The sequence below is a fragment of the Brucella anthropi ATCC 49188 genome (genome assembly GCF_000017405.1).
GTDB classification, from domain to species: domain Bacteria; phylum Pseudomonadota; class Alphaproteobacteria; order Rhizobiales; family Rhizobiaceae; genus Brucella; species Brucella anthropi.
In genome coordinates, this window is record NC_009667.1 from 394,223 (window position 1) to 413,341 (window position 19,119).

The window sequence follows — 19,119 nt, forward strand, 5'->3', positions numbered from 1 at the left end:
ATTGGCAGCACCGCGCGACAGCAAGGGCACTCCCATCATGACTTTGAACCGTTCCATTCGGCTTTTTGCGGCAGGGGCCGCATTTCTTGTCTTTGCGGGGCAACCCGTTCTGGCGCAGGCACCCGGGGGGGCTACACCGCCTCCGCCACAGGTATCCGTTACGGTGGTCAAGCCGCATGATGTACCTGTTACCTATGAATATGCGGCGCGTATCAGCGCCTATCGCGATGTTCAGGTCCGAGCGCGCGTGGGCGGAATATTGCTTCACCGCAATTTCATCGAAGGTACGGAAGTCAAAGCGGGCGACGTGTTGTTCGAAATAGACCCTGCACCGTATGAGGCCGAGCTTGAAAAGGCTCAGGCTCAGGTAGCGCAGGCCGAAGCGCAGTATCAGCAATCCATTCGGGATGCCGAGCGCGCAGAACAACTCGTCCAGCAGAAGGTGCAGAGCACGGCAGTTCGTGATTCCGCTTTTGCGACGCGCGACCTGAACAAGGCGGCGGTTGCTGCAGCCAAGGCACAGCTTCGCACCGCAGAACTCAATCTGAGCTATACCAAGGTCACCGCGCCCATCAGCGGCATTACCAGTCAGGAACAGGTCAATGAGGGCAGCCTCATCGGTACTGATGCATCCTCCAGTCTTCTGACTTCGATTACCCAGCTCGATCCGGTGTACGTGAATTTCTCCTTCACCGATACGGAAGCTGCCGAAATCGACCGTTTGCGCGCAGAACGCGGTGCAACGGGTGAAGATGCCGATCGCCTCAAGATCAAGGTCCTGTTTGGTGACGGACAGGCTTATGATCATGAAGGTACGATCGACTTCACCTCATCGTCGCTCGATACGGAAACAGGCACTCTTGGCGCCCGTGCAGTCGTTGAGAACCCTAATCGCCGCCTGATCCCTGGTCAGTTCGTCCGTGCGGTGATCCTCGGTATTCAGGTCAAGGATGCAATCACGATCCCGAAGGCCGCATTGCTCCAGGGTCCGCAAACGCAGTTTGTGTACGTGGTCAACAAGGACAATGTTGTCGAAGTGCGACCGATCACGGTGTCGCGTGAACTGAGTGACGCGTGGCTTGTTTCCGAAGGTCTCAATGCAGGCGAACGGGTTATAAGCGAAGGTCTCGTCAAGGCAGCCCCGGGTAAGCCCGTGAATCCGGTCGACGCAGCTACTGAAGCAAGCAATCAGACATCGCCTGACAAGGCGGGTGCTGAAGCTGGCAAAGAACAGGCGGCAGACAAGCAATGAATAGATTTTTCGTCGACCGCCCCGTTTTCGCGGCGGTCATTTCCATTGTGCTCGTGCTGGCTGGCCTGATCTGCATCCGGATCCTGCCGATTGCGCAGTACCCCGAACTGACGCCGCCACAGGTGGTCGTCAGTGCAACCTATCCCGGCGCAAGTGCCGAAACGGTGGCGCAGACTGTTGCTGCGCCATTGGAACAGCAGATCAATGGCGTCGAGAACATGCTCTATATGCAGTCCTCGAGCCTTGGTAGCGGTACGATGCAGTTGACCGTGACCTTCGCTCTGGGCACCGACCCCGATCAGGCCACCATCAACGTCAACAACCGCGTACAGCGTGCAACCTCGTCGCTTCCGCAGGAAGTTCAGCGTCTCGGCGTCACGGTGGACAAGCGTTCCACCACGATTCTGGGCATGGTCGCCATGTTCTCCGACAGCGATCGTTATGACCGCACCTACGTCGGTAACTACGCGCTGCTGAACGTGGTCGACGATCTCAAGCGTCTGTCGGGCGTGGGCGACGTGCAGCTGCTCGGCAATATTGACTATTCGATGCGTATCTGGCTGCGTCCAGACAAGCTGGCGCAGTATAATCTGACCCCTAGCGATGTCTCGACGGCTATCCAGGAACAGAACGCACAGTTCGCAGCCGGTCGTTTCGGCGATCAGCCCGATCCGCAGGCCGGGCCGTTCACCTATACGGCGACCACGCAGGGGCGTCTGCCGGATGCCGCTGCATTCGAGAACATTATCCTTCGTTCCAGCTCTAACGCCGCAACGCTGCGTCTGAAGGACGTTGCGCGCGTCGAGCTAGGCACGGAAAGTTATCTCGTCGACAGTAATCTTAATGGTACGTCTGCAGTTCCGATTGCAATCTATCTGCAGCCGGGCGCGAATGCGCTCAACACGATGGAACTCATTCAGAACCGTATGAACGAGTTGAAGGCGAGCTTCCCGGCGGGTATCGATTACTCGATCCCGTTCGATACGACGAAGTTCATCAAGGTCTCCATCGAGGAAGTGATACACACCTTCATCGAGGCGATCATTCTCGTCGTGCTGGTGGTGTTCATCTTCCTGCAGAACTGGCGCGCGACGCTCATTCCAATCATCGCAGTGCCGATCTCGATCATTGGCACTTTTGCGGGCATGTATGTGCTCGGCTTCTCCATCAACCTCCTGACGCTGTTCGGTCTGGTGCTGGCAATCGGTATCGTGGTCGACGACGCTATCGTGGTTCTGGAAAACGTCGAACGTATCATGACGACCGATAAGCTGTCGCCGCGCAAGGCCGCCATCAAGGCCATGGGTGAAGTGACGGGGCCGGTTGTTGCGATTGTTCTCGTGCTTTGCGCCGTGTTCATTCCGGTTGCCTTCATGGGCGGTCTTGTCGGTGAAATGTACAAGCAGTTCGCCGTCACTATCGCGATTTCGGTGACGTTGTCTGGTCTTGTGGCATTGACACTGACACCGGCGCTCTGCGCGTTGATCCTCAAGCCGGGTCATCACGAGCCGATGCTGCCGTTCCGCATCTTCAACCGCTTCTTCGAGCGGGTGACGGACGGTTACTCTCGTGGCGTTCGCTTCTTTTTGAAGCGCGCTGCAATCGGTCTGATCATTTTTGCAGGCCTTCTTGGTGCTACATATTATCTTTTTGAACGGGTTCCGGGATCGCTGTTACCTGACGAAGATCAGGGCTACCTGTTCAGCGTTGCTGTCCTGCCTCCTGCGGCCTCGTTGGAGCGCACAACGGCGGTTCTTGATCAGGCGAGCGCGAATATCCGGAAAAGCCCGGCTGTGGAAAGCGTCTTCGCGGTATCCGGCTTCGATCTTCTGTCGGGCGGTCTGAAAACCAGTGCGGGCACGATGTTCATCATGCTCAAGGACTGGAAGGAACGCACGACACCTGAAACCGATGCCCGCAATCTTCCCGGTGCCATCATGGCCATGAATTCGGGCATCAAGGACGGGCTTGTGCTGGCATTCAACCCGCCTCCGATCATGGGCCTCAGCACGACCGGTGGCTTTGAACTCTATGTTCAGGATCGTACCGGCGGTGGTGTCGAATCGCTGACGCGTGCAACCAAACTCATCACCGAGGCTGCGGCCAAGCGACCGGAACTGCAGGGCGTACGCACGACGTTCGATCCGAATGTTCCGCAATATGACATTCAGCTTGATCGCGAAAAGGCGAAGGCTATGGGTGTGCCGATCAACTCTGTATTCACAGCAATGCAGGCAACGTTCGGTAGTCTCTATGTCAACGACTTTACGCTGTTTGGCCGCAACTATCAGGTCAACCTGCAGTCGGAGGCTGAGTTCCGTCGTGATCCAAGCGATCTCAAGCATGTCTTCGTGCGGGCCAATTCCGGCAGCATGATCCCGCTTGATGCTCTTGTGACTGTCAAACGTATTGTTGGCCCGGATCAGCTTGAACGCTTCAACGCCTTCAATGCAGCGAAGATCACCGGTAATCCGGCACCAGGTTTCACCTCTGGCGATTCCATCAAGGCAATGCAGGAAGTGGCTGCGGAGGTTCTTCCGCAGGGCTACCAGATTGCATGGACGGGCTCGGCCTATCAGGAAGTAACCACAAGCGGCACAGGCACGCAGGCGATGATCTTCGGTCTCGTCATGGTGTTCCTGATCCTTGCGGCGCAATACGAGCGCTGGAGCCTGCCGCTCGCCGTCATTACCGCAGTGCCGTTTGCTATCTTCGGTGCGCTGTTGGCGACCGATCTGCGCGGGTTGACCAATGACGTGTATTTCCAGATTGGTCTGGTGACACTCATAGGTCTGGCGGCGAAGAACGCAATTCTGATCGTGGAATTCGCGGTACTCGAGCGAGAGACAGGCAAGTCCGCGATAGAGGCGGCAGCGTCGGCGGCCCGCTTGCGCTTCCGCCCGATTGTGATGACCTCGCTGGCCTTCATTCTCGGTGTAGTGCCGCTCGCGATCAGTACGGGTGCCGGTTCGGCAAGCCGTCACTCGATCGGTACGGGCGTTATCGGCGGTATGTTGGCTGCAACGTTCATCGCAACGTTCTTCATTCCGATGTTCTATAGTCTGATAGCGCGCAAGCCGCCGAAGCGGCCAGAGGATGAAGATGTGAATGAAACGACTGGCCCGAATGGGCAGACAGATATCTAGTCCGTTTCGAACTTCAAACAAAAGCCCCGCCGATAGGCGGGGCTTTTTTACATCAGTTAATGCTCATGCTTATCAGGCTGTACTCGCATTTCGTTGCGACATATCCCTCGAACCAAAGGGTGTGCGTGTTCTAAAACAGCGATGCGATACTCTGAACGATTGCCCAGCCCAGAAAAGTCGCTGGTACGCTAAGCGCTGCAAGCATGATACCGAGAAACACATAGGCGGCCTCATTGGGCGAGCGCTTTGTTTGTTCCGGAGTCTTGTGCCATTGGGCAGGAACGCCATCGAACATTGTATAAATCCTCCTTCTCCCTCAACTTGATTATTGATGAGAGGGTGATTTGTTCAAGTCAAAATAAATGCATGTATTTATTGATCTTATTCTGCTATAAGCGGCGCAATTTGCTGTACAAAGCGCAGGATTCTTCCGCTTTGGGTGCGATTTTCGCAAGTTATATATTTGATATAAAACAATTTTACTTTTTTACTGTAAGTATCGTTATATCGGAAATTTCAAGAATATCTGAAAATTCGTCTAGTGACGGCCCTTCTCTGCGTCAAAATGGCACGCAAAGGGGATCTCGATTTTATCGGCGTCACCCGTCTTGAGTTAGGCTCAATAAAAGCTGTTGGGGAAATAGCGCAGATAGAGCTCCGTTAGCGTACCTTTCAACTGCAGGGCCTGAAGAGCATTGTTGAAGGCACTGGCAAGGGGAGCGTTCTTCTGTGCGACAGCAATGCTGAGGCCGGAGCCAAGATATTGCGGTGCGAGGTAAGCGCCGGCTGTAAAGCTGCAGCAAGCATGGCCTTCAGGACTGTTCAACCACATTGAAAGTGACATGCCGTCGTGGAACACAGCGCTGACCTTGCCGCTCTTGAGATCAGCGAACATGAGAGATGCATCAGGGTAAGATTTGGCGATCGCCTGAGGAAAATAGCTTTTTAGCAGTTGCTCGTGGGCTGATCCTGCAACCACACCAACGCCTTTGCCTTTTGTGGCCGTAACTGCATCGTCATTAAATGTACCCGCATTGGTCGTCGCAAATCGCGCAGGCAATCGCATATAGGACCGCGAGAAAGCGAATTGATCGCGATTTTCATCGGTTGATTTCCATCCGGCGATGATGGCTTCTGCTTGTCCGCTAAGCAGTCGTTCCTCAAGCTCATTCCACGGCACAGCTTCAATCTGACAGACGTCGTCAACACCCAATTGACGACAAAGGGCTTTGGCTAGGTCGACATTGTAGCCGGAAAGCTGTCCCTGATCGCCAAGCATGTTGAACGGGGGAAAGTCAACGGTTGTGAGGAACCTCAACCGATTGAGCGCCTGCAAGGACGGTAACGGCAGGCGTTCTTTCTGGTTGATGAAAGATGGGGCCTCTGGCTGTGCGTCTGAGGCCCAGGCGCTATGGGCGCCACACGTGAATGCCAACGCGACGAGCAGTCTTGGAAGGTAGCGTTTCATGATCCGCTTTTGCCTTTTTCTCTATAATTTCGCGTTAACTGAGTTATCGAGTGACGAGCAATATTCAACGAAGGTTCAATAAAAATAAAGGTTGCAATTCCTTTTCAGTATATTACCTTCCGATTGCAAATTTTACCGAAATAAATACCTAATGAAGTAAATGGTAAAATAGTAAAGAATTGAATTATTAAAGCATAAAATAAGTAAATATAGGTATTCAGTAGTGCGGGGGTGCTATGAGTAATGGATCGATTGCGTTCGATCTGGAGATATGCAGTGCCATATCAGCCAGATTGGAACAATGTGGCGTGTCTAGAGATGCGTTGTTGGGGGCGTATAGTACGGCTACTCACCATGGAACATCTTTTTGTGTGGAATTGATTCAGCGAGGAGATGTTGCGGAATCGGCCATTTATGCAGCTATCGCTGATCTTCTGGGATTGGAATTCACAAACGAGGCTTTACCGTCGCGCATTTTCGTATCGGGGGAGGAAAAGCCATCGGCTTTCATCGATGTCGGACAGGTTATGGTGCTCGGCGCAGACGGAAGTAGTTATCTCTACATTGCTCCGTCCGAAAATCGTATCCGAAAACTTCGAGATCATATTCTTGCGACACCGCAATTGAAGAGCCGAATTCGGATCTGTACGCCGACACTTTTGAAACAGATCATGCGGCAACGACATCAGAAGGATCTGATTGCGCGGGCTCATGAAATGACGCCGCAGTCGTTTTCAGCAGCGCGCGTTCTGGATACGCCACAGGCATTTATCATTGCCATGGCAATCTATGCGTTCTTTGCCTGCGTGTTTAACTGGCCGACGATGACGCTTCTGGTGCTTCATGTGGCGTTGTCGGTATTCTTCTTCGGATGCGTGATGATCCGTTTGTTCGCGGCTGTTTCGGGACGCCGGTTGAAGTTTCTCGAAATCAGGAAATGCAATCCGCGTGACTTACCGAACTATTCAGTCCTGGTCCCGTTATATCGGGAGCAGGAAGTGATCGGTCAGCTTATTACGAGCTTGAAACGGCTGAATTGGCCCGCCAGCAAACTCGATATCAAGCTTGTTTGCGAGAAGGATGATTTCGATACAGTATCGGCAATACGCCGTGAACGGCTGCCGTTGAATTTCGAATTGGTTCTCGTGCCGTCTGGCGGACCCAAGACGAAGCCGAAGGCGCTGAATTATGCATTGCAATTTGCGCGAGGCGAGATTGTAGCGGTCTTCGATGCTGAAGACCGTCCACACCCTGACCAGCTGCTGGAAGCATGGCAGACTTTTCAGGCTGAAGGCGACAAGCTGGCCTGTGTGCAGGCACCGCTGATTATCGGGAACTTCCGCCACAACCTGCTGACACGAATGTTCGCATTTGAATATGCAGCGCTTTTCCGCGGTTTGTTGCCGTGGCTCGCTTCGCGGGGTCTTGTCGTTCCTCTCGGCGGTACTTCCAATCATTTTCGGCGATCTTGTCTGGAAGAAGTTGGCGGCTGGGATGCCTACAATGTCACGGAGGATGCCGATCTCGGGGTGAGGCTCGCCCGGTTCGGTTATCACATCGGCGTCATCACGCGCGGAACGATTGAGGACGCACCCGTAAACTATGATATCTGGCGTAAACAGCGAACACGCTGGCTCAAGGGCTGGATGCAGACATGGCTCGTTCATGGACGCCAGCCGCACAACACATGGCGTGAACTTGGCTGGTTCCGTTTTTCCGTCAATCAGATCTACACGCTAGGTATAATCAGTTCAGCGCTTCTGCATCCGCTCATGTTGGCCATGTTCGCGATCTTGCTGATCAGCATGTTATTCGGGCCTTTGACAACCCATGGCGTCTGGCTGTTGGGGATTGATGTAACGAATATTCTGCTGGCCTATCTTAGCTTCTATCTTCTGGGTGCAAGAACAATGGAACCAACGGAGCTGGGAGGATATGCCTATCTGTTCTCAATCCCGGTATACTGGGTGTTGATTTCAATCTCAGCGTGGCGCGCCTTATGGCAGCTGATGCGTGTGCCTCATCTGTGGGAAAAGACACCGCACCAGCCGAGCCTGTTCTACATTTCCGCAGACGACGAGGTGAGGAATGTAGAGCCGCGTCCGATGATCGATTGATCCTCGGCTCCAATTGCCTGAAGGTCTCTTCCTTCATAGGGCAGCGTCAAAAGGATGCGCCGGATTGCAGCTAATCTGGCGCGTCGCTTGTCATTCGACCGAATGATCGTCCAGGGTGCGTAACCTGTATCGGTCCGTTCAAGCATGGTGTGTAGTGCGTCGGAGTAATCATTCCAGCGGGAGATTCCCGCCACATCCATCGGCGAGAACTTCCAGTTCTTGAGCGGACTATGGCGACGTTCATGAAAGCGCTTGAGCTGCATTTCCTGACCGATATCCAGCCAGAATTTGAAGAGATGAATACCGTCCGTAACGATCATGCGCTCGAAATCGGGTGTTTCAGTCAGGAAGGTTTCAAGCTGCGCCGGGGTACAAAAACCCATCACCCGTTCCACACCAGCCCGGTTGTACCATGATCGGTCAAACGTAACGAACTCGCCGGCAGTTGGAAAATGCGCGACATAACGCTGGAAATACCATTGACCCTGTTCGGTTTCGGTGGGCTTCGGCAAAGCAACGTTCCGCGCGGTTCTGGGGTTCATGAACTCACGGATAGTAAAGATTGTCCCGCCTTTACCAGCCGCGTCGCGGCCTTCGAAAACACTGATGACTCGACCGCCTGTATCCTGAAGCCAGTATTGAAGTTTGACGAGTTCGATCTGAAGCCGCTCCAGCGTTTCTTCATATTCGTCCGACTTCATCTTGGATGGGTAGGGATATCCACCTGACTGCAGCGCATTATCGTCGATCCATTTCGGCAGTTTCGGATCATTTATGTCAAACGAACGCGCTACACCGTCAATTTTCAGCTTGATTGGCTTGTCGATCGGCTTCGCTTCGTCTTTTTTGTCTTTCTTTTTGTTAGCTGTCTTCGAACTGTCACCCACGGCAATTCCCTTTCGTTTATATCAAAGCATGATATGGGCTGTTTGGAAGCCGCGTAAAGGACGTTCGAGCATTTCCGGATAAGTCTATGCCCCAACCGCAGAAGGAAGCAGCATGAGCGAGGCAGGCAACCGCACCGATCCAGAACCACAGGCGGAGAAGTCGATTTTCGAACCGCTTCTCCGGGTCAAGGGTGTCTTGATTGCCAGCATGGTTCTCGCGGTTTGCGTGCTGGCTCTTGATCTCCCATTCTGGTTTCGAGCTGGCCTCCTGGCCGTTGTTGTACTCGGCGCTGTGTGGCTCGCAAGCGAAGTTGCGAGCAGCGAGCCAGACGAAGAGCCGGCGAAGACAGCGGCACCCAACGAAATGGCGGGAGTGTCCGGCGAGCGTCTGGCTGATCTTTTGACCGATCCGATGGTCGTCTTCGATCATAGCGGAACCGTTCTATTCAACAATTCTGCGGCTTTGGAGGCGTTCCAGTCGCTGGAAACCGGCACAGCGCTCTACTTGCGGTTTCGAGCGCCGGAAATGCATGCTCTCATTCAAGGCGTGATTGCAGACGGCGAAGCGCGAAGTATTGAATATTTCGAACGCGTCCCGATTGATCGCTGGTTCAAGGCGATGGTCAAGGCCTTGCCGGGTAAGGATGGCAGGCCTGAACTTTTCGTCCTGCTGTTCCGCGATCAGAGCGAAACGCGTCGCATTGATCGTATGCGTTCAGACTTCATTGCGAATGCAAGTCACGAACTGCGCACGCCGCTCGCCTCGCTTCGAGGGTTCATCGAGACGTTGCAGGGACCAGCTCGAAACGACGCAGCTGCGCGCGACCGCTTTCTGGATATCATGCAGAAACAGGCCGAACGCATGTCGCGCCTGATCGACGATCTTTTGTCCTTGTCTCGTCTTGAAATGCGGGCACATCTGGCGGTCAATGAATGTGTGGACATGACATCCATCCTCAATCATGTTGCCGACACACTGACGCCCTTGGCAGCCGGTCTCGATATCAGTATCGAGCGTCAACTGCCGGATCATCCCGTTACAGTCACTGGCGCGCGTGACGAGCTTATCCAGGTATTTCAGAACCTCGTCGAAAATGCCTGCAAATACGGGCAGGCAGGCAAGCGCGTCATCGTAAAACTGGACGAAGACAATAGCGGCAGTTCTGCTGAGGTGGTGGCATCAGTTCAGGATTTTGGTCCGGGCATTGCAGCGGAGCATTTGCCGCGCCTGACGGAACGTTTCTATCGGATTGACGTCGAAACAAGCCGGGCTCAAAAGGGTACGGGCCTTGGGCTTGCCATCGTCAAACATATCCTTGCACGCCATCGCGGTCGTCTGGTTGTTCGCTCGCAATTGGGCGAAGGATCAACTTTCACGGTGCGGATGCCGAAACGTACTGTGTAGGCTTTCTAACCAAACTTGCGCAGCACCCGCCATTTCAACGGGCGCAGCTTTTTGTAAAGCAAGGTTGAACGTATCCATTCCAGTGAACGGGCAAGAATGAGTGAGGTGCGTCCCCGAAGAGTGGCGGGGCGAATATAGTCGCGCAGGGGTATTGTCCGGTCGCACAAGCCGATTTTCCACCCCTCGTCGCCAAAGCCAAGATCGAAGCAGGCGTAGCCATCTGCTTTCAGCCTGTGCAAAAGGCGTAGAATTATCACTTTGCCGGGTGAAAATTTGCTCCATGTTCCGGCCTCGAAGGTTGTGATCATCGCACAGTAATGGTCATTGCGAACGACGCTCCACATGGTGGCCAATATTGTTTCCCCAACGGCAAGTGCTGAAAGATGCAGGCCATTGTGTTGAGCTAGCTGCTCGGTTGCTTCTTCGAAGAAGCGGCGCTTTTCAGGATGCGCATCGAAGCCAGGGACCATGGTTTCTTCAAAACGGCGCTGTTTCTGGCGTAGCATGACCTGCAGAACAGATCGTCGTTCCGCTTGGGTTTGCGCTATAAAGAACCGACATCCTTCCATCTTCTGAAGCGTGCGATCACGCTTCTTGATATTGCTGATACTCTGTATGGATCGCTCTATCTCATCCATCGGGCGCATCAGAGAAATCGCATGTGTCGATGCGTTAGAAAGCTTGTTTGCCAGTTGCCACAGTGGATTTGCGAAGCCTTCCACTCGCTCCGGCATTTTGCAGAATGCAATCACATCATGCGAGGGAACCGCTGCGACAACAGCTTCGAGAACGCGTGCGGTAGTGTCAGGAGAAAGTTTCGCTGCAGCTGGAAACACGATAGGCACGTTGTAGTCGCTCACACCGTCATCGATAAATCCCAGCACACGGGATCCGTAAATACTTGTGATTGAGAGCGGCAGAAAAAGAAGCGGGGTGCCGTCGTGCTGGCGAACCTCGGTCAAACATAGCTGTGTGCCGGGTCTGCGCCCGTAAGTTGCGTCCCATGCTCTTACGAAAGATTTGGTCTGGAACACAAAAAATGCGCTGCCGGTTTTGTCATCGGCATCTGGCCAGTCGCTGGATAGCTGTTCCGCGCTGCTATAGACCCGAATGTCAAAATCTTTGGTCAGCATAAATGTCTTTCAGGATTTCCTAAATTAGGAAACCTCAATTATTTGAGTACGCCGAATCTCATTTTATAGTTGAAGTGTTTAGTGGATTTGAAACCAAAGGAAACTATGAAATGCTGGCTTGATTGGTTCTGCCAATAGATTGCTAGGCGCGTGCTTTCTCCCAAATAGGTCAACGATGTCTGTTTCGATTATCATCAAAACTTTGAACGAAGAAAAGCGCATCGCCGAGGCTGTAGAGAGCGCTCTGAAGGCTTTGCCTGGCGGAAAAGTGGAAGTAATCGTAGCAGATAGCGGGTCCACGGATCGCACAATAGAGATAGCACAGTCTTATCCGATCAAGATTGTGCAGATCGAGCCTCCCGCGCGGGCCAGCTGCGGTCTCGGTCCACAACTGGGCTTTCAGTATTCGACGCAGCCCTATATCTGCCTGATCGATGGCGACATGACAATCGAGCCAGATTTTCTGCCGGCAGCTCTTGATTATCTCGACAAGCACCCGGATGTCGGTGGCGTGACCGGCCATGTCGTGGACCAGATTCTGGAAAGTCTGGAGTTCCAGCGTCGTGCGAAGCGGCATTCGCCGGAAGCGCGAACAGGTGACATCGACCGTATGAATGGCGGTGGACTTTACAGGCGCAGCGCGATCGAGCAGGCGGGATATTTTTCCGATCGCAATCTTCATGGCCATGAAGAGTTTGATGCGGGTGTTCGGCTGCGTAGTAAAGGCTGGAAACTCTATCGTCTGGATCGCCCTTTTGTGCAGCATTTTGGCTATACCATGAATGCCTATAAGCTTCTGGTTCGCCGGTGGAAAAGCAAATATCTGCGTGGAACCGGCGAGGTTTTGCGTGCTGCAATGGGGCAGGCACACCAGAAGAATTTGTTCCGTGAACTGCCGGAATTACGGCTTTGGGGCGCGGTTTATCTATGGTGGCTGGTGATCTTGGCGGCTCTCGTTTTCGTGCCGGGATGGCCGCTGGCAATTCTGGCGGCAGCCGTGATTGCGGCGATCCCGTTCGCGGCAATGTCCATTCGTTCGCGTAGTATCGAGCTTGGCGTCTACGCGGTGGTAGCATGGATATTTCATGCAGCTGCACTACCGCTTGGCTTTTTTCAGCCGCGCCGCAAACCAACCGACTGGATCGAAAGTAAGGTTATAAGGGAGCCTTGATGAAAATCCTGCGACTGGCCATATCCGTTTCACTTATAGGCCTCGCGATGTCCAACGCTGGTGCTGAGGAATGGCTTCCGGTCACAGAAAACAATCTCGAAATTTCCGATGGAAGCCCGCTCGATTTTTCGGGGTTTCTGACAAACATCCCCATTGAAGAGAAAAATCGTTTGATCGCAAATGCCGCCGGGCATTTCGCAAAAGCCGACGAGCCTGACCAAACGATGCGGCTGCAGTGTGCCGCGATTGCCTGGGGGCCACCCTCATCTGGCGTGGTAGATCATGCCTTCATTGATCGATATGTGCGACAGCTTCGCCTGCACGGCTACAATATAGCTCGACTTCATTTTGTTGATGCCGACTTGATGCTTGGACAGGAGCGCGATTTCGATTTTCGTCCGGAAGCTCTCGACCGGATGCGTTACCTGATGGCGGCGCTCAAACGCGAAGGCATTTACTGGATCATCGACGGGCTTACCTCCGAAAGCGGCGCTTTGGGCGGGAAGGACACTGATCGTTGGGGACTTGAAGGCAATCTGAAACGCCGAACCTATGTGGACGATGCAGCATTTGATCACTGGCTGCGCTTCCAGAAAGAAGTCTACGCCACGATCAATCCTTATACAGGCCTCACACCTCTAGAAGACCCCGCACTCGCCCTCATCATTCCGTTCAATGAAAATGGTATCGAATTCACAAGCTTTGTGCACGAGCATGACGACGGGACCACATTTTGGCCCGGCTATCGTCCCGCGTTCAATGCATTTCTGAAAAAGCGCTATGCGAATACCGCTGCCTTGTCACGAGCATGGGGTGGTTTGGCATCCGATGAAAATCTGGAACAACAAGCCATCCAATTGCCTGAAAGCCGTAGCGGCGGCGGTAGACGGCTTCGGGATTTTCAGGCTTTCCTCGTTGAAAGTGAACGTTTACTGGCACAACGGATGGAACAGGGCCTACGCGGTCTTGGCTATCGCGGTCTTGTCGCCCCCTATAACAACTGGTTCACCGTCCAGACGGCTCTTTCAAGACAGAGCCAGAAAGCGTTGGTTGCCAATACCTATCATGACTGGATCGGAACCCTCAGCCCAGGAACGGAAATCAAGCATACGAGTTCGATTGCCGACGCTGCTTCCTATGTCAGCGAAATCGCTGTCGGGCGCTGGCTCGGGCGGCCTTTTCTTGTGACCGAGTACGAGCATCTGTTCTGGAACCGCTATCGATATGAAGCGGGTTTGGTGTTTCCGGCCTATGCCGCATTGCAGGGCTGGGACGGTATCTGTCGCCATGGGCAGGGGCCGCTAACGCTTGCATTTGATGAGGCAGCACCATTCCGCCAACGTATCGTTCCCTACACTTTTGCCGTCGATCCTGTCGCGCGTGCGGGCGAAACGCTGGCGTCACTCCTGTTTCGTCGAGGCGACATCGAAACTGCAGATTTCAATCTACCGTTCATGATGCAGGGTGAGGCGAGCCTTGGTGAATCGCTTGAGTTTCGAGAATCGGCGCGACTGAAACCGCTGGCACTTGTTGGCGGGATCGGTCTTGCCACGAAAGAACTGGCCTGGCCGCAAGGCCTACAAAAAAAAGTCGCGGTCGATTATCGAAATGTATCACTCGATAACGTGTTGCAGCGTCTGAAAACGGCGGGTCTCCTTGCAGATGACAACGCGACCAATCCCTCGCAAGGCCTGTTTGAAAGCGCCACTGGTCAAATCCGGCTCGACCGTAACAAGCTGCGGATGCAGGTTGTCACGCCTAAGACCGAGGCCATTGCCTTTGCTGAACTGAAAGACCGCCTGACTTTGCGTGAGCTATCCCTCGGCAATGCCGAGGAGAGGGGCTTGTTTGCTGTTTCGGCTATTGATGAGAAGCCATTGAAGGACAGTGAAAAGCTGCTGATAATTTTCGCCAGTGATGCCCGTAATACCGACATGCGCTTCCGCGACAAGGCGGAGAAAATCATAGAGGATTGGGGACGGTTGCCAGTCACTCTGCTGCGTAACCGGGTGGATGTGACACTGGCAAGAAATACTGTTTCATGGACACTCTCGCCAGTCGGTCTTGATGGGAAGATTCATGACAAGATAGCTGTCGGGTCTGGCCCCATTGCCTTCCGGCTGGACAATGGAGCTGGCAAAGCAGGGCCGACGACGTTCTTCTTGCTGGAACGGAAGCTTGCAGCTCAATAGAAATCCGTCGACAACCTGCTCCAGCTTTCGCCAGCGAGCCCGCCAATAAAGATATCATTACGCTGAACGGCGTTCAGCATATCCGCGTTTGCTGTGGCTACACAAACGTTGGCTTTCAGACGAAAGAACATGATCGACTGTTGTGAGAGCGCATTGAGATAACGCGGATCGACCCGGCCTTGCGCTGCGACATGCCCTTCATCCTGCAGATGGAGCAGCATCGCATCGACGGCATGTTTTTCCATTCCGGCCTTGGCGAGGATGTTCAGAACTTCTGCAATGCCATTGGAGCGGACGTAGTAACAAAAAAAGCCGCTCGGACTGCCGGTGCGGTCGTTGATCGCACAGAAGCGCAAGGTACCGGCAGCCTGATTATCGGACGCCATCAGGAACAGCCAGTTGATGTCGCTTTCTGTCCAGGCTGGATGTGCCAAATAGCTTTGCAGGTAACCTGGAACAAGAGATATGGCTTCGTCTTGCGCAATTTCCTTCACATTCGCCCGGGGCTTGGCAGCTCTCATGATCGCAGGAATCGGAAAAAGCGGGTTGAGCATTCTGCCTACTGAGCTTGTTGCCCATCCGCCGAGGATTGGACGCCGTTCTGCAACGTAACTGGCCACATAGCTGGCAGCCCGGAATATGCGTGTCCATCCGAGTCCATGTGTGCCGAGTGTAATCCCCCCAATTGCTTCGGAATGTTTGAGGCTTACTGGCGCAGCACTGTCGGTGAAGTTGAGTATCTTTTCACTTGGACGCAAAGTGAGTGTCAATTCGGCGGCGCCGCGTGGCGACATTTCCGGTTTCATCATGAAAGCGCAAAGCAATCGCCCCATGATCGATTGACCATTGACCCTATAGGGAATGGGCAGAACCGAGATCGCGCTATCGATCTCACCGTGCTCGTCCTCATGGACCACGCTGCCAATTGCAGGGTCGTAGTAGGGGCTTTCAAAAAAGAACTTCTGAAAATACTGATCGAAAGTCTTGTTGCATGACTTTGAGTGTGGACGAAAAACTCGCTGGAACAGCGTGCGGACGGCAGGAATATCATCAATATGCATCGCGCGAACACGTCGCGACTTGATGTCATTTGCCGATGTAGAAATGCGCGTCATCTAAGCCCCCGCCTGCTTGAAACCGCCTTTTTTCTCTTCTGCGTCACGACTCCGGCGAACGAGGTAGATAACGCATCCCCACGATGCCAACACAATACTGATTTCGATTACGTAAATAGCTGCGAAAGTTCCTGTGATTGGCGCATACCAGGTGGCCAGTGCCAGAAGCGGTGCACCAAGAATGTTGCCTGTGTTCAGGACCGCCGTGCGATAGCTGTGCTGGCTGGCTGCACCCAGAAGATCCACCGCTATCGACCATAGAGCAACAAACACCGTGATCCAGCAAAGCGTGCGGCAGAAGGAAACCAGCGTGTCGTATTCGCTGCCGAAGAGATAGGGCAGATAGGGCGCAATGATAAAGACGGCCAGCGATGTGAATATGCCGATTGCAATCGCGGCGCCGAGCAGGCGCATTGTAATCGGTAGCGCATGATGGATGCCGTTTGCGCTGGCGCGGGCCAGATGCGGGTAGACGAGACGGTTCATCGCCTCGACGGTCAATGTGCTGCTGTCGATGATGCGACGAGTGACGCCGTAGCTGCCAACAATGCTGGGAGTTACCAATGTTCCGAGAAGCAGAAGGTCGGCATTCTGGCGGACCGCCTTGAAGATGAACTGTGATGCGAACATCACTCCGAGCCGCAGTTCATCGCGCACGATTGTGTATTGCGGAAGACCGAGTCTGCGCAGGAACAAGGCATAAACCACGGCGACCAGCACATGAACCCCGAACTGCCAATAAGCCCATCCGACAACAGTGGATACGCCAAACACAAGGCAGGCGATTGTCGCGCCAATGGTGCGGGCAATGGCAAATCCGACGACGGAGAGATTGGCCGATACGAAGTCAGTATGCGCAATGTAAATTTGCTCGACCAGCAGGATAAGGCGCACCAACACAATATTGGTGACAAGTAGCAGAAAAAGCCCAAACAGGTTGTTTGTAAATTCTGGAGAGCCACTCAGCCAGAACGGCAATATCACCATTCCGGCGGCGACGAGGACAACGCCTGTAACTGCGATCAAAATGAGATTGTGGCCAAGCATTGCCGGATAGATCGCTCGATCCTGCGCCACGCGACGTACGAGGCATTCCGCTCCGCCCAGGCCGCAAATGAAGGTGGCGATGCTGGTAACGGCCATCACCGTCACGAACAAACCGAACTCGTGAGAGCCAAGATAGCGTGCCAGAATAGCGAATGTAAAAAGCTGTGCGATGTTTGCCGCAAAAAGGCTGCCGCTAGAAGCTGCGTAGGACAGTAATGTCGACCAATGGCGTTTCAAATTTTCATACCGAGTTTTCGGGCCGCTATGGCTCAGCGTGCTTCTGGAGGATCAAAGGCGCGCTTGGAACTTCAAGATAAGGTTATGACAGCGAAGAGGCTTCTTTTTCGTAAAGCTTCTGATGATGAGGCATATGCACTGTTTTCTCTTAGTCCCGAAGAACATGAGGTGCCAAGCATGTCGACCGAAATTTATCACAAACTGCAGGACTAAATGACCGTCATTTGCATTTTGGTGACACTCGTGCAGATGATTGCCTTTCATTAACCGAATTTTTTAATCTTTAAGTCTAAGGAAAATAGTAGCGCCATGTTTGCGCTATTGAGTGAACCTTAGGGACGACTAATGTACACCTTGCGCGACCTCGCTTCGAAAGCACGGGTAACAGAGACTGCCAGTGAAAATCTGGCATCCGTCGATGACCGGCTGCGTGCAGTCAGACGCGAGACGTATGTTGTCCGTGAAGAAGAAAAGGTTACTGAAACCATTGCGCCTGCAAACAAGGGACTGATGCTGCCGGAACTCGACCTGTTCGAGGCGCTCGCCTGGATGCGTGCCCGGTGGATTTTGATCGCAGCGCTCGCAATAATAGGTGGTTTGGCGGGTCTCGCCTACGGCATGACGGCAAAGCCTCGTTATACAGCCTATACGGATTTGCTGGTTCCGCCGTCTGGACTCCAGTTGTTGCCCAACGATGTTTATGCCCAGAGCCTGCAGGCTGACAGCCAGATTCTCGACATCGAAAGCAAAATGCGCATCTTGACTTCCGGCAACGTACTCCGGCGGGTCGTGACGGACTTGAAGCTGAATGAGGATGAGGAGTTTGTGCCTCCTCCGCCAGCGTTCGATGTTAGGGCTATGCTTGGCCTCAGCAAACCGGCGGGTCCGAAAGATGATACACTGACAGCTGTGCGTGCACTGTCGCAGCGGATCAACGTTACGCGTCCTGAACGATCCTATCTGGTTACGATTGCGGTCTGGACGGAAAATCCCGAAAAATCGGTAAAGGTAGCAGATTCTCTGGCGAACGCCTTCCAGGAGGAAGTTGCACAAGCGGATGCCGATGGTGCAGGACGTGCTGCCGCTGCCCTATCTGAACGTCTGTCCTCTCTGCAGAAGGCGGCAACTGAGGCGGAAGAAAAAGTCTCGGCGTTCCGCCGGGCGCACGGCCTGCAAACATCAGGTGGTGAACTCGTCAGCACCCAGTCGATGACGCAGATCAATTCTAAATTGGTCGATGCCAAAGCGCGCGTTGCCGACGCAAGCACGCGCTATCAGGAACTGACGAAGGATACCGGCAGCGCCGTTAGTCCGGCAAGCACCTTGCAATCGCCCACGATGACGAACCTGCGTGGACAATATGCATCGCTGAAACAGCGCTACGATGCTCTCGCCATGACCTACGGTCCGCGATATCCGGAACTGATGAATACGGAACGCCAGCTTGCCGGTCTGGAACAGCAGCTGGCGCAGGAACGGGCGCGTATCCTGCAATCGGCCAAGGTTGACCTCGATCAGGCAAATGCCGTTGTAGCGGCTCTCAACGCACAGGCAGCTTCAGCACGTTCGGCTGTTGCGCTCGACAATGACGCGCAAGTCCAGCTGTCGGACCTCGAACGCGACATGGCCGCCAAGGTCTCTATCTACAACACGTTCCTGACCCGCTCATCGGAGACGAGCCAGCGCCAGCAACTCGATGCGACCAATATCCGGATCATTTCGACTGCCATTCCTCCGATTGGTCGCAGCTGGCCACCCAAGACCGTCGTGCTTGGTGCTGGGGGTGGCATTGCCGGGATGGGCCTTGGTGTGGTTCTCGCGCTCAGTTTGGGCTATCTTGGTGCATGGCGTCGAAACCGTGAGGGTCTGGTCTGACTTGGCTGAACTATCGGTTCATTACCGTGAGGAGATACAACCGCGAGTCTCGTCAGCTATCGGGGCCGCTCTCT

At 53.9% G+C, this 19,119-nt stretch carries 13 protein-coding genes; 7 read left to right on the forward strand and 6 right to left on the reverse strand.

The features are described from left to right. Window positions 1-37: 37 nt before the first annotated feature. Both OANT_RS01975 and bepE read left to right on the forward strand, forming a co-directional pair. A complete protein-coding gene (locus OANT_RS01975; protein ID WP_010658198.1) occupies window positions 38-1,252 on the forward strand; it encodes an efflux RND transporter periplasmic adaptor subunit in 1,215 nt (404 codons plus the stop codon). Then, window positions 1,249-4,398 (forward strand): multidrug efflux RND transporter permease subunit BepE, encoded by a 3,150-nt coding sequence (gene bepE, locus OANT_RS01980; RefSeq protein WP_010658199.1) that lies wholly within the window; start codon window positions 1,249-1,251, stop codon window positions 4,396-4,398. Before OANT_RS01975 ends, bepE begins: the two co-directional genes overlap by 4 nt. Window positions 4,399-4,528: 130 nt before the next feature. Here bepE and OANT_RS26835 read toward each other — a convergent pair whose 3' ends face one another. Both OANT_RS26835 and OANT_RS01985 read right to left on the reverse strand, forming a co-directional pair. After that, entirely contained in the window at window positions 4,529-4,693 is a 165-nt protein-coding gene (locus OANT_RS26835) for a hypothetical protein (RefSeq protein ID WP_006466025.1), read from the reverse strand. Between the two features lie 324 nt (window positions 4,694-5,017). Next, window positions 5,018-5,866, reverse strand: coding sequence for a transporter substrate-binding domain-containing protein (locus OANT_RS01985; protein WP_012090691.1), 849 nt, complete (start codon window positions 5,864-5,866; stop codon window positions 5,018-5,020). A gap of 236 nt (window positions 5,867-6,102) precedes the next feature. On the opposite strand from OANT_RS01985, the gene OANT_RS01990 reads away from it, so the two are divergent. After that, on the forward strand, window positions 6,103-7,983 hold the full coding sequence (locus OANT_RS01990; RefSeq protein WP_012090692.1) for a glycosyltransferase family 2 protein: 1,881 nt from the start codon (window positions 6,103-6,105) through the stop codon (window positions 7,981-7,983). Here the strand turns inward: OANT_RS01990 and ppk2 are convergent. Beyond that, a complete protein-coding gene (gene ppk2, locus OANT_RS01995; protein ID WP_012090693.1) occupies window positions 7,926-8,870 on the reverse strand; it encodes a polyphosphate kinase 2 in 945 nt (314 codons plus the stop codon). The genes OANT_RS01990 and ppk2 overlap by 58 nt on opposite strands. Before the next feature lie 112 nt (window positions 8,871-8,982). Between ppk2 and OANT_RS02000 the strand changes: the two genes are divergently transcribed. After that, the gene (locus tag OANT_RS02000; RefSeq protein WP_012090694.1) at window positions 8,983-10,275 is read left to right on the forward strand and encodes an ATP-binding protein; all 1,293 of its coding nucleotides are present in this window, start codon (window positions 8,983-8,985) and stop codon (window positions 10,273-10,275) included. A gap of 5 nt (window positions 10,276-10,280) precedes the next feature. Here OANT_RS02000 and OANT_RS02005 read toward each other — a convergent pair whose 3' ends face one another. Then, on the reverse strand, window positions 10,281-11,408 hold the full coding sequence (locus OANT_RS02005) for a GNAT family N-acetyltransferase (protein WP_012090695.1): 1,128 nt from the start codon (window positions 11,406-11,408) through the stop codon (window positions 10,281-10,283). 175 nt (window positions 11,409-11,583) lie between these two features. On the opposite strand from OANT_RS02005, the gene OANT_RS02010 reads away from it, so the two are divergent. Together OANT_RS02010 and OANT_RS02015 are read left to right on the forward strand one after the other, a co-directional pair. Then, window positions 11,584-12,579 (forward strand): glycosyltransferase family 2 protein, encoded by a 996-nt coding sequence (locus tag OANT_RS02010; protein WP_012090696.1) that lies wholly within the window; start codon window positions 11,584-11,586, stop codon window positions 12,577-12,579. Further along, window positions 12,579-14,771 carry a hypothetical protein gene (locus tag OANT_RS02015; protein ID WP_012090697.1) on the forward strand — a complete coding sequence of 731 codons (2,193 nt, stop codon included), beginning with the start codon at window positions 12,579-12,581 and terminating at the stop codon, window positions 14,769-14,771. Before OANT_RS02010 ends, OANT_RS02015 begins: the two co-directional genes overlap by 1 nt. Here the strand turns inward: OANT_RS02015 and OANT_RS02020 are convergent. Both OANT_RS02020 and OANT_RS02025 read right to left on the reverse strand, forming a co-directional pair. Then, window positions 14,765-15,886 (reverse strand): hypothetical protein, encoded by a 1,122-nt coding sequence (locus OANT_RS02020; RefSeq protein ID WP_012090698.1) that lies wholly within the window; start codon window positions 15,884-15,886, stop codon window positions 14,765-14,767. The genes OANT_RS02015 and OANT_RS02020 overlap by 7 nt on opposite strands. Beyond that, window positions 15,887-17,170 carry a lipopolysaccharide biosynthesis protein gene (locus tag OANT_RS02025; protein ID WP_010658208.1) on the reverse strand — a complete coding sequence of 428 codons (1,284 nt, stop codon included), beginning with the start codon at window positions 17,168-17,170 and terminating at the stop codon, window positions 15,887-15,889. 345 nt (window positions 17,171-17,515) lie between these two features. Between OANT_RS02025 and OANT_RS02030 the strand changes: the two genes are divergently transcribed. Beyond that, complete coding sequence (locus OANT_RS02030) at window positions 17,516-19,045, forward strand: GumC family protein (RefSeq protein ID WP_010658209.1); 1,530 nt, start codon at window positions 17,516-17,518, stop codon at window positions 19,043-19,045. Window positions 19,046-19,119 lie beyond the last annotated feature (74 nt).

Coding starts and splice junctions, on each gene's coding strand:
- OANT_RS01975 (WP_010658198.1), top strand. CDS start 38: ATGACTTTGAACCGTTCCATTCGGCTTTTTGCGGCAGGGGCCGCATTT.
- bepE (WP_010658199.1), top strand. CDS start 1,249: ATGAATAGATTTTTCGTCGACCGCCCCGTTTTCGCGGCGGTCATTTCC.
- OANT_RS26835 (WP_006466025.1), bottom strand. CDS start 4,693: ATGTTCGATGGCGTTCCTGCCCAATGGCACAAGACTCCGGAACAAACA.
- OANT_RS01985 (WP_012090691.1), bottom strand. CDS start 5,866: ATGAAACGCTACCTTCCAAGACTGCTCGTCGCGTTGGCATTCACGTGT.
- OANT_RS01990 (WP_012090692.1), top strand. CDS start 6,103: ATGAGTAATGGATCGATTGCGTTCGATCTGGAGATATGCAGTGCCATA.
- OANT_RS02000 (WP_012090694.1), top strand. CDS start 8,983: ATGAGCGAGGCAGGCAACCGCACCGATCCAGAACCACAGGCGGAGAAG.
- OANT_RS02005 (WP_012090695.1), bottom strand. CDS start 11,408: ATGCTGACCAAAGATTTTGACATTCGGGTCTATAGCAGCGCGGAACAG.
- OANT_RS02010 (WP_012090696.1), top strand. CDS start 11,584: ATGTCTGTTTCGATTATCATCAAAACTTTGAACGAAGAAAAGCGCATC.
- OANT_RS02015 (WP_012090697.1), top strand. CDS start 12,579: ATGAAAATCCTGCGACTGGCCATATCCGTTTCACTTATAGGCCTCGCG.
- OANT_RS02020 (WP_012090698.1), bottom strand. CDS start 15,886: ATGACGCGCATTTCTACATCGGCAAATGACATCAAGTCGCGACGTGTT.
- OANT_RS02030 (WP_010658209.1), top strand. CDS start 17,516: ATGTACACCTTGCGCGACCTCGCTTCGAAAGCACGGGTAACAGAGACT.